Here is a 10,866-nt window from a genome sequence, read left to right as displayed (position 1 = left end):
AGTCAAATCGCGAAGGCCCCGAGGGAGGTGCCGGGGTGGCGCCCCGCATGGTGAGATGGTTTATGCGAATCGTGATTGCCGGCGCCTCCGGGCTGATCGGGACCCAGTTGTCCGTCTCCCTGCGTGAGGCCGGCCACGACGTCGTGCCGCTTGTCCGACGGGCGCCGTCCTCGGCATCGGAGGTCCGCTGGGATCCCGACGCCGGCCGGCTGGATCCCAGCGTTTTGGCCGCTTCCGATGCGGTGATCAACCTCGCGGGTGCCGGCATCGGCGACCGCCCGTGGACGCGCCGCCGCATAGAGGAACTGTTCAGTTCGCGGCTGCGGGCTACCCAGACCCTGACCGACGCGATGAAAAGCCTGGATCAGCCGCCGCGGGTTTTCGTGAGCCAATCGGCATCCGGCTACTACGGTGACGCCGGTACGGCACTTCTTGGGGAAGGGTCATCCTCCGGTGCAGGCATCCTTGCCCGGTTGTGCGTTGAGTGGGAGGCCGCGGCACAGGAGGCGTCGACAGGAGTGCGCGTGGTGACGCCCCGCACGGGTGTGGTTCTCAGCCCTGCAGGCGGGGCTCTGGGAAGGCTTCTGCCGCTGCTCCGGCTGGGGCTGGGCGGCCCGCTGGGACACGGCAGGCAGTTCTGGCCCTGGATCACCCTCCCCGATGTCGCGGCGGCCTTCCTGTTCCTGATCCGCTCCACGCTGCACGGCCCGGTCAACGTCTGTGCACCGGAAACTGCTGATGTAAATTCTCTCGTGGCTACGCTTGCGAAGGCCCTGCACCGGCCCGCCGCTCTCCGGGTTCCGGCACCCGCGCTGCGCCTTGTCATGGGAAAGCTCGCGGACGAGTTGCTGCTGCCGAGCCAGCGCATGGAACCCCGCGTTCTGTCGGGCGCTGGCTTCCAGTGGCGGCATCCGACGCTTCAGCAAGCCGCCGCCTGGGTGGCGGCCAAGGACTGATTTCCCTTCTGTCAGGAAGCGGCGCAGACTCAGGGTCCGGGCAGAATTTCCGCGAGATGCCAGCGCCCGTTGACGGATACAAGCACCAACCGTAGCTCCTGGGCCTCCCCCGCCGGCGCCGCGGCCACGATCGCCCCCGTTCCGTCCTTTTCCTGGTAGGAGGATGTTGCGGAGGTGACAGTAACCACGGCACGGCTGGACGAGTTCCCCGGCTCGACGTCTGAACTGGAGATCGTGCTCGTAAAACCGGCCAGGACATGGCCCGAATCCCTCAGCCGCCCCCTGACCCGCTCATCAGCGGCAAAGGCGGCCGAACCGGGCGCATTGACCTGGTCCAGAAGCTCCAAGCGTCCGGAACTGAAGGCCCGGGACCTGATCCAGGCCAGCGCATGCACAGCTTCGGCGGGGTTGGCCGACTGCAGCTGGCCGGCGACGTCTTCCGGAATATCCAAGTCCACAGAGGTTCCGATCCTCCCCGTGGACTCGGATCCATCCGCGGCGGGCTGCGGGCTGGCGGACGGCGCAGAGTGGCCTGCTGTAAGCGATGGCCCTGCCCCTGTGGGTCCAAAGGCACCAGCGGCCCAAATGGCTCCCGCCAGCACCGCCACGGCTGCCCCCGCCGGCTGCAGGATCCCCCAGACGCGGCCTTTCCAGGGCATCGTCGAATGGCCGTGCAATCCCGGCCTAACATGCGGCTCCTGGCGGCTCGGCGTTCCCCGGGTGGAATGCTTTCCCCGCACAGCCTGAGCAGTTCGGTCATTCCGCGGCGGGGTGACGGCCCGCTTATCCCCGATTGCAGGAGCGGCGGCCGGCTCGTTTCCCATGGGAAAGGGCAGGACCTGCCGGGCACCAACCAGCCCGGACCATCGTGACGTTGAGAGCCTTCGATGCCAGGAGCGGAGTGTTTTGCCGGCGGCGCTGCCGGGACGGTCAGGCATGCGGCGCCGCGTCAACAGCTCGGGAATAACTGTCGCATGGACCGATCCGCCGAGGTCAACCGGCAGCGGTGCAGCACTGCGGTAAACCGCTGCGGCCAGTTCAAAGGCGGCGGGCCGCAGACGTCGGTCGTCGCTGAGGCCGGACTCCAACGCCGCGGCAAGCTCGGCCGGGACATCAGGACGCAGGAGGGGCAGGGGCGCCCGGTCCGCGGTTCTCCTGGGCGGCTCCCCGGTGAGGCAAAACCACCCGAGCGCTGCCACGGAATACACGTCGCGCTCCGGCTGGAGACCTGCCCGCATGGCATCTACGGGGGCTGGGTCCATGAATCCGTCTGTCCCCTCCCAAGCGAGGGCTGCGGCATCCCCCACGATCCGGGCGACCCCCAGGTCCGCGAGCATGGGTTTGCCGTGCCCTGTGAAAAGCACGTTCCCGGGCGAGACATCGGAGTGGGTAAAACCCCTGCCGTGAAGATAGCCAAGAGCCTGGGCAATAGGCGTCAACACCGTCACCGTTTCGCCGACGCTGAGCTTTCCGCGGCTGCGCACCAGCTGGCCCAGGGAGCCTCCGGGGGCATATTCCATCAGCAGGCCCAGGCCAGGGCCAGGACCGTCTGTACCGGGGTCAGCGGGCGTGTCAGAAGCTGCAGGGTTGTCCCGAGCAGCCGGGTGGTCCGGAGCAGCAGGGTGCAGGCGCTCCGGCGACAGCCTTACAACGTCGTGGGCCTTGATGAGGTGCGGGTGGTCGAGCACGGAGAGAATGCGGATTTCACGCCGCACGGCCTCATGAATCGCGGCAACCCCGGAGCGATCATCCCGGGGCGATTCGTTCAGCAGGCATTTCAGCGCAAAATCCCGGCCGGAGCGTGCTTCAGTGACGAGCCAGACACTGGAACTCGCGCCCCGGCCCAGTTCCCGTCCCACGGTATAGCCGGGAACATCGGGGACACTGAAATCATCCATGACCTATGTCTAGCCGAATCTGGCCGTTCCTGCAGAAGTTATCCACAGGCTCGCCCGGCGGGAAAGAGTCCGTTGGTGCCGGTGAGAGGTTGCACACTTAATCCGGAACGATGCTGGCCGGGGTCTAAGCTGGATGCCATGACTCTTGAGTTTTCCACGCTGGGTCTTGCACCGGATTTCGTTGATTACATGAAGGGCTGGGACATCCAGCGCGAACTCCATGACAAAGTCGTCGCAGCCGGGGCGCCCAGCACAGTCCTCATCCTTGAACATGCCGCCGTCTATACGGCCGGCAAGCTAACCGAAGACCACGAGCGGCCTTTCGACGGTACGCCCGTAGTGCCCGTTGACCGCGGCGGCAAACTCACTTGGCACGGGCCTGGCCAGCTGGTGGCCTATCCAATCCTCAAGCTGAAAAACCGGTCCGGCATCCGCGACTACGTTGAGCGGCTCGAAGCCATGATGATCGCCGTCATGGCTGACTACGGCATCAACGCAGAGCGCATCAAGGGGCGCGCAGGAGTCTGGATCAAGGCTGACAGCAAGGGCCCGGACCGGAAGATCGCCGCCATCGGCATCCGTGTCCTGGACGGGGTCACAATGCATGGAATTGCCATCAACTGCAACAATGATCTGGCACCTTATGCCCAGATCATCGCCTGTGGCATTACCGACGCCGGCGTCACCACGATGTCCATCGAAGCCGGCAGGAACATCTCCCCGGGCGATATCGCGGACCGGCTCGTCGAAGAATTCCGCAAGCATGAAGAAGCACTCGTTTCAAGCCCCGAAGGAGCTCTACTGTGACACTGGCACCAGAAGGCCGGAAGATGCTGCGCATCGAACAGCGGAACGCGGCCACCCCGGTGGAACGGAAGCCGGACTGGATTAAGGCCAAGGTCCAGATGGGTCCTGAGTTCGTTCAGCTGAAGAATCTGGTCAAGAAGGAAGGCCTCCACACTGTTTGTGAGGAGGCTGGCTGCCCCAACATTTTTGAGTGCTGGGAAGACAAGGAGGCCACGTTCCTGATCGGCGGGTCCGAGTGCACCAGGCGGTGTGACTTCTGCCAGATCGATACCGGCAAGCCGTCGCCGGTGGACATGTTTGAACCCACGAAGGTGGCCAGGTCCGTGCAGGCCATGCAGCTGCGCTACGCCACCGTCACCGGCGTGGCCCGTGATGACCTGGCCGACGAAGGCGTCTGGCTGTACGCCGAGACGGTCCGCAAGATCCACGAACTGAACCCGGGCACCGGCGTCGAGCTTTTGATCCCGGACTTCTCCGGCAAGCCTGAGCACATCGAGGCGATCTGCGATTCAAAGCCTGAGGTGTTCGCGCACAACGTCGAAACGGTGCCGCGGATCTTCAAGCGCATACGCCCGGCGTTCCGGTATGACCGGTCGCTGGATGTCATTACGCAGGGGAGGAAGCTGGGCATGGTCACCAAGTCCAACCTGATCCTGGGCATGGGTGAGACCCGTGGGGAAATCTCCGAAGCCCTCCGTGACCTGCACGAGGCCGGCTGCGACCTGATCACCATCACCCAGTACCTGCGCCCGAGTGAACGGCACCTGCCGGTGGACCGCTGGGTCAAGCCGCAGGAATTCGTGGACCTCCAGGACGAAGCGATCGAGATGGGCTTCCTGGGTGTGATGTCCGGGCCGCTGGTCCGTTCCTCCTACCGCGCCGGCCGGCTCTGGGCCACCGCGATGCGCAAGAAAGGCTGGGAAATCCCGGCCGAACTTGCCCACATCGAATCCTCCGGCAGCACCCGCCAGGAAGCCAGCTCACTGCTCGCAGCGCATTCCTGACTCGCTCATTTGTAGTGCCGGGGGCCGGCGCCGGAGAATCTTCGGCGTCCGGCCCTCAGGCATCAATCACGTAGAATTAAGGCACTATGGCGAAATCCCCTGATTCCAGCAGCAGCACTCCCGCGGCAAATGACGCCCCGAAGCGTGGCCTTTTCTCGCGCAAGCCAAAAGAAGCGAAAGTCAAGAAGCCAAGCCGGCTAAAGCAGATCGGCGAAGTCTTCAATATGACCCGCCGCCACGATCCCATGGTCCCGTGGCTGATGCTGCTGGTATTCCTCGGCGTTGTGGCTGTGAGCTTCCTGGTGGGTTTCTGGCTGGAAAACTGGATCACCGGCCTCATCATCGGCATCCCCCTGGGCCTGCTCGGCGCCACGCTGATCCTCTCCCGGCGGGCCGAACGTGCAGCGTTTGCCCAGATCGAGAACCAGCCCGGCGCCTCCGGTGCCGCCCTCGGCACCTTGAAGCGCGGCTGGATCACTGAGGATCAGCCCGTGTCGGTGAACCCTCGCACCCAGGATGCCGTGTTCCGTGCCATCGGCCGCCCCGGTGTTGTCCTGGTCAGCGAAGGGCCCAGCCACCGCGTCAAGCCGCTCGTTGAGGCGGAACGCAAGCGCCTGGCCCGGATTCTCCCGAACGTCACCATTCATGTGATCGAAAGCGGCCGTGGAGAGGGGCAGGTCCCCATCAGCCAGGTAGCGAAGAAAATGGGCAAGCTGAACAAGGAACTCACCAAGCTTGAGGTCAACGCCGTCTCCAAGCGCATTTCCTCGCTGGGCACCCGCCTCCCCATCCCCAAGGGCATCGACCCCTACAAGGCGCGTCCCAACCGCGGACGCTAGCAGGCACCTCTGGCTATACGAACCGCCCCGGCTGCCCGGCTCAAACCGGCCACCGGGGCGGTTTTGTCTGCATGCCGGTCCGGCCGGCCAGAAGCTGAACAAACCCACTTTAGATTGGACACCACGTGAAAATGCCCCTGAAGACTGCAGTAGTCCGCGCGTTCCGGATTCTGGCCATCGCGGAAGCATGCAGTTGGGCGGCCCTGCTGGTGGGCATGTACTTCAAGTGGATCGCCAAAACCAGCGAACTTGGCGTCGAAATAGCTGGCCCCGTCCACGGTGCCCTGTTCGTGGGCTACGGCGTCGCCGCTCTCGCCCTCTGGCGGATTCAGCGCTGGTCTTTCCCCGTGGCCCTGTTCGCCGGGCTGTCTGCTGTTTTCCCGTTCGCAACGGTGGCTTTTGAGCGCTGGGCCGGAAAACGCGGACTCCTGAGCGAACACGAGGCAGTGACGGAAGATTCGCTGGAAACTGCCGGCGTCTAGCCCCAGCAAGTCCTCTGGCACCGGGCTGCCTAACGACCGCAGCTTGGCAGGCAAGCACGGTGCCAAGCAGGCACCGGCTACATCCGGATGAGCACGGTGTTCATCGCCTTGTCATGCAGGCCCCGCTGATCGGGATCGAAGATGACAGCCGGGATCACAAGACACAGCAGCAAAGCCCGGACCACACCTGCCAGCGGCCCCGGCGCTCCGCCGCCAAGCCGCACCACATGGATGCCGGCCACACGGTGTCCGATGCTGTAGCCAAGGGTTCCCACCAGCAGCATCTGTTCTGCGGCAAAGACGGCAAGAGTTCCCCATGAGTCCCCGCCAAAGACGAAGTTGCTGATCAGCAGCGCAACACACCAGTCAATAAAGATGGCAACGATGCGCCGTCCTGCCCTGGCAATGGATCCCTGCCCCGATTCAGGAAGGCCCAACCGCTCCCCCGGATATCTGGAAACGCCTGAAGTATCCGGTCCGGTGAGCCAGGAGCCAATGTCTTTACGATCTACCACCGTCCCAGCTTAGCGACTCACGGAGGTTCACAGTGTGGAACCCGTTAGACCACCATCTGGACATTCGATAGCGTTGCATATCAGGGCTTTCTGTAACCTCCCGGAAACAATGTGGACACGGACGGGAAATGCCGGATCCATAGGGTAGTAGCAGTTTCAAGCAATCCTTCAAAGCAGGGAAACTCTGCGTTTCCCTGCTTTACGATTGCGCTGGATCAGATGGCTTGCCAGCCAGATTTTACATATGCGTAAGGAGCATAGATGTTCAAGACTGCGGACGAAGTCCTCAAGTTCATCCAGGACGAAGATATTAAATTCGTCGATATCCGCTTCACCGACCTTCCGGGCGTCCAGCAGCACTTCAACGTGCCGGCCAAGAGCGTTGACGCAGACTTCTTCGTCAATGGCCAGCTCTTTGACGGATCCTCCATCCGTGGCTTCCAGGGCATCGCCGAATCCGACATGCAGCTCATCCCGGACGTCACCACCGCATTCCTGGACACTTTCCGTATGGAAAAGACCCTTGCGCTGAACTTCTCCATCGTGAACCCCCGCACCGGGGACCCGTACCACCGCGACCCCCGTGGTGTCGCCGAGAAGGCTGAAGCCTACCTCGCGTCCACCGGCATCGCGGACACCGCGTTCTTCGCTCCCGAGGCCGAATTCTTCGTCTTCGACAACGTCCAGTACCAGTCCACCCCGCAGGGCAGCTTCTACAAGATCGACTCTGAAGAAGCACACTGGAACACCGGCCGCGAAGAAGAAGGCGGAAACCTCGGCTACAAGACCCCCGTCAAGGGCGGTTACTTCCCGGTTTCCCCCACTGACAAGCAGGCGGACCTGCGCGATGCCATGTGTGTCGCCCTGGACGAGGCCGGCCTTGAGGTCGAGCGCAGCCACCACGAGGTTGGCTCCGCCGGCCAGGCTGAAATCAACTACAAGTTCACCACGCTGACCCACGCGGCCGATGACCTGCAGAAGTTCAAGTACGTCGTCAAGAACACGGCCGACGCCTGGGGCAAGTCCGTAACCTTCATGCCGAAGCCGGTCTTCGCTGACAACGGTTCCGGCATGCACTGCCACCAGTCGCTGTGGAACGGTGGCGAGCCGCTGTTCTACGACGAGAAGGGCTACGCAGGCCTGTCTGACATGGCCCGCTGGTACATCGGCGGCCTGCTCAAGCACTCCTCCGCCGTACTGGCCTTCACCAACCCGACGGTGAACTCCTACCGCCGCCTGGTCAAGGGCTTCGAGGCTCCGGTCAACATGGTCTACTCGCAGGGCAACCGCTCTGCCGGTATCCGTATCCCCATCACGGGCACCAACCCCAAGGCCAAGCGCATCGAGTTCCGCGCTCCGGACCCGTCATCCAACCCGTACCTGGCGTTCGCTGCCCAGCTGATGGCCGGCATCGACGGTATCCGCAACCGCATCGAACCCCCGGCTCCGATCGACAAGGACCTGTACGAGCTCCCGGCCGAAGAAGCCAAGGACATTCCCAAGGCTCCGGGCACGCTTGAGGAAGCGCTGACTGCACTGGCAGAGGACAACGAGTTCCTGCAGGCCGGCGGCGTTTTCACCCAGGACCTGATCGACACCTGGATCGAGTACAAGTACGAGAACGAGATCCGTCCGCTCTCCCTGCGCCCGAACCCGTACGAGTTCGAGCTCTACTACGGCGTCTAGTTAATTCATACGGCCCTACGGCGCTTGGTCCGCAGGCAGTCCGTAAGAACTGAAATAAAGATGAGGCCGGTCCCTGGTTTCTGAACTGGTCCCCGAAAGTTGGACTCGTATATGTGCGAGGTCCACTCTAGCGGCGAGCGAGCGGCTATTCACAGAAGTCCCCGTCCCACCTTGGGACGGGGACTTCTTCGCGTTGGAGCATGCCGCCTAACAACCGCCGTCGGCAGGCGTGCTGACTGACATCAGCCTGTGGTTTATCTCGATGGTCCTGAAATTTTGGCGGCCTTCCGATACAGCCAGACGGAGACCCCAAAGAGGACGATGTTCATGGCCATGACGAGCCAAAAGAAGAGGGTCGCGGGACGACCCTCCACCAGCACCGCCACCGCGCTGCTGGCCATCCACAGCAAGGACATAACCGCCATGAACACGGCTTGGCCCTTGGTTGGCAGATTCTTCCTTAGAGCGCTCATGTCCAGAGCCTAACCGGGCGGTCAATAGAGCTGACTCCCGGAACACCAGGGCCAGCGGGTATCCAGGTATGCAACGACCTTCTGGAAAGCTGGACCGGGGAACTACCGGCTATCCGGCAAGGGCGTTAGCGCGGTATTGGCTGGGGCTAAATCCGTTGAGCTTTGTAGAGATTCTTTCGGTGTTGTACCAGTGGATGTATTCGTGCAGCGCTGATGCAAGGGCTTCGGTGTTGAGGAATCGGACGCGGTGGAAGAGCTCTTCTTTGAGGTGTCCGAAGAAGTTTTCCATGACGGCGTTGTCGTAGCAGTTGGCTTTGCGGGACATCGATTGGACCGCGCCGGCGTTCTGCAGGAGTAGGCGCCAGGAGGTGTGCTGGTATTGGAATCCCTGGTCGGAGTGCACGAGCGGTTGCTGTCCGGTCTCCAGGGTGGCCAGCGCGCAGCGCAGTGATGAGTTGGTCAGTTCCAGGTTGGGTGAGGTTCCAATGGCGTAGGAGATGATTTGGCGGTCGAAGAGGTCCATGACCGGTGAGAGGTACAGTTTCTTGTCGCCGACGCTGAACTCGGTTACGTCTGTCACCCATTTTTGGTTCGGCGCATCTGCTTCGAACTGGCGTTTCAACAGGTTCGGGGCAACAACTCCTTGCTCGCCCTTGTAGGAGTTGTACCGCTTCTTCTGCCGGACCTTGCAGGCCAATCGCAGTAAACGCATCAGCTTCAGTACGGTCTTCTTCGCGATCGTCCACCCTTCTCTGATCAGTTCGATATGGATGCGGCGGTGCCCGTATCGGGCTTGGCTCTTCTCGAAGATACTCGTGACGGCTGCTTTGAGGTTTGTTTGCGGGTCAGGGGCGAGGAGTCGAGCTTGGTGATAGAAGAATGTCGACCGGGGCAGCTCGGCGACGTCGAGAAGAACTTCCAATCGGTGTTCGGCCTTGAGGGCGATGACAGCGCGGACTTTTAGCGCTGTTCCTCGTCCCTCAAGGCGTTTACTTTTCCCAGGAAGGCCACCTCTGCCTGCAAGCGCTCGTTCTCGCGGCGCAATCGCTGCAGCTCCGACTCTGGCTGCGTCGGCGCCTTAGGAGGTGAGGTCGGTCGGCCAGGTGATTTCGGGCGCAAGGCGTCTTCACCTTCGTTGCGGTATATCCGCGCCCACTTCTTGATCAGATCCGGTGAGGAGAGCTGGAGCTCCTTCGCCAGGGCAATTTGGCTCTCCCCGGCTTGGAACCGGCGGACCGCGGCGAGTTTGAACTCGAACGTGAACTTCCGTTTGGTTGATTTGGTCACCAGCGCCGTACCTCCGCGTACTCTCCACAGGCCGTGGATGCGGATGACAGCTTTCGAGCGGACCCCTAGGCTCGTCGCCGCTGCCTTCGCGCCCCAACCAATTTCGAACAACGCTACCGCGGCCTCGCGCTGTTCCTCAGATAACGAACTACTCTCCTGCAAAAAACTGCTCCCCGGAAGTAAAGACTGATTTCTCAGTCCAACTTTCGGGGAGCAGTTCATTCACCACCCGGGGCCGGCCTTTTCTGCGTCTAAATCCGCTCAGCGGATACTCGCCCGTCCTGCACAACAGAGGCTGCGATGACGGCCTGAACGACGTTCCCGGGGAGTACACCTTCGCTGTCGCCGTGCGCTCCACGGGAGCTGACCAACATAGAGCAGATAGACGTCCGAACCCCATCTGATTGTGCCCCCATTTGGTGTACCCCAAAGGGCCCGGGGGCACAGTCAGGCCCCCAGGAGAGACAGAAGGAAGATAAGGAAGCGGGCACACCACCACATAGGCTCAGACCGCCAAGAGTGGCTGACCAGCCAAATTCCACTCCGTGATGCGGTGCCCGGCAGGACAGAACGGCAACCCTACCCTCTGCGCCTCGAACTTGCCCACCAGGCTCGAATCGGAGCCCCTGTACCATCTCTCCACCAATGGGGCCAGACACTTCGGGCATCGGTACTTAGACTCTCGACGTTCCATGGTCCCCCCATTGTTTTCATGGACTACCTTCCGAGCTTACGCCCCTGCCCCCCCACACCCCTCCCCCACCACCTCGTCTTCGCAGGCATAGCGAAAAAAATCCCCTACAGATCGGGTGTCACACTTTCTCCCCGCGAAACACCTGGGAACTGAAACAAAGATGAGGCCGGTCCCTGGCACAAAAACCAAGGACCGGCCTCATCTGCGTTCAGGAACCGCTCACAG

11 protein-coding genes are annotated in these 10,866 nt (G+C 62.4%); 6 read left to right on the top strand and 5 right to left on the bottom strand.

Going from position 1 to position 10,866, the window contains the following annotated elements; translation table 11 throughout:
- The first annotated feature begins 62 nt into the window (after window positions 1–62).
- The gene (locus F8G81_RS08885; protein WP_267278622.1) at window positions 63–956 is read left to right on the top strand and encodes a TIGR01777 family oxidoreductase; all 894 of its coding nucleotides are present in this window, start codon (window positions 63–65) and stop codon (window positions 954–956) included.
- Window positions 957–985: 29 nt separating this feature from the next.
- Here the strand turns inward: F8G81_RS08885 and F8G81_RS08880 are convergent, their stop codons facing one another.
- The gene (locus tag F8G81_RS08880; RefSeq protein ID WP_267278621.1) at window positions 986–2,854 is read right to left on the bottom strand and encodes a serine/threonine-protein kinase; all 1,869 of its coding nucleotides are present in this window, start codon (window positions 2,852–2,854) and stop codon (window positions 986–988) included.
- Window positions 2,855–2,992: 138 nt separating this feature from the next.
- Between F8G81_RS08880 and lipB the strand changes: the two genes are divergently transcribed.
- The 4 genes from lipB (at window position 2,993) to F8G81_RS08860 (ending at window position 5,986) form a co-directional block, all read left to right on the top strand.
- Window positions 2,993–3,661, top strand: a complete 669-nt coding sequence (lipB, locus tag F8G81_RS08875) for a lipoyl(octanoyl) transferase LipB (RefSeq protein ID WP_267278620.1) — start codon at window positions 2,993–2,995, stop codon at window positions 3,659–3,661.
- Window positions 3,658–4,665: a lipoyl synthase gene (lipA, locus tag F8G81_RS08870; protein WP_267278619.1), complete on the top strand. Its 1,008-nt coding sequence runs from the start codon at window positions 3,658–3,660 to the stop codon at window positions 4,663–4,665. The genes lipB and lipA overlap by 4 nt, the downstream gene beginning before the upstream one ends.
- A gap of 86 nt (window positions 4,666–4,751) precedes the next feature.
- A complete protein-coding gene (locus tag F8G81_RS08865; RefSeq protein WP_267278618.1) occupies window positions 4,752–5,504 on the top strand; it encodes a DUF4191 domain-containing protein in 753 nt (250 codons plus the stop codon).
- 131 nt (window positions 5,505–5,635) lie between these two features.
- Window positions 5,636–5,986, top strand: coding sequence for a DUF3817 domain-containing protein (locus F8G81_RS08860; RefSeq protein ID WP_267278617.1), 351 nt, complete (start codon window positions 5,636–5,638; stop codon window positions 5,984–5,986).
- Between the two features lie 77 nt (window positions 5,987–6,063).
- On the opposite strand, the gene F8G81_RS08855 is transcribed toward F8G81_RS08860, so the two are convergent.
- On the bottom strand, window positions 6,064–6,501 hold the full coding sequence (locus F8G81_RS08855; RefSeq protein WP_267278616.1) for an RDD family protein: 438 nt from the start codon (window positions 6,499–6,501) through the stop codon (window positions 6,064–6,066).
- A 261-nt stretch (window positions 6,502–6,762) separates the two neighbouring features.
- Here F8G81_RS08855 and glnA point away from each other — a divergent pair, with 261 nt between their 5' ends.
- Window positions 6,763–8,187, top strand: a complete 1,425-nt coding sequence (glnA, locus tag F8G81_RS08850; RefSeq protein WP_267278615.1) for a type I glutamate--ammonia ligase — start codon at window positions 6,763–6,765, stop codon at window positions 8,185–8,187.
- Window positions 8,188–8,441: 254 nt separating this feature from the next.
- On the opposite strand, the gene F8G81_RS08845 is transcribed toward glnA, so the two are convergent.
- The 3 genes from F8G81_RS08845 to F8G81_RS08835 form a co-directional block, all read right to left on the bottom strand.
- Window positions 8,442–8,660: a hypothetical protein gene (locus F8G81_RS08845; RefSeq protein WP_267278614.1), complete on the bottom strand. Its 219-nt coding sequence runs from the start codon at window positions 8,658–8,660 to the stop codon at window positions 8,442–8,444.
- 109 nt (window positions 8,661–8,769) lie between these two features.
- The gene (locus tag F8G81_RS08840) at window positions 8,770–9,582 is read right to left on the bottom strand and encodes an IS3 family transposase (protein ID WP_267278613.1); all 813 of its coding nucleotides are present in this window, start codon (window positions 9,580–9,582) and stop codon (window positions 8,770–8,772) included.
- A gap of 38 nt (window positions 9,583–9,620) precedes the next feature.
- Window positions 9,621–10,109, bottom strand: coding sequence for a helix-turn-helix domain-containing protein (locus tag F8G81_RS08835; RefSeq protein WP_267278612.1), 489 nt, complete (start codon window positions 10,107–10,109; stop codon window positions 9,621–9,623).
- Window positions 10,110–10,866: the final 757 nt, after the last annotated feature.

The sequence above is a fragment of the Arthrobacter sp. CDRTa11 genome (assembly GCF_026427775.1).
In the GTDB taxonomy this organism is placed as follows: domain Bacteria; phylum Actinomycetota; class Actinomycetes; order Actinomycetales; family Micrococcaceae; genus Arthrobacter.
Note: the sequence above shows the minus strand (reverse complement) of the source record. Positions and strands in the feature narration are given on the sequence as shown.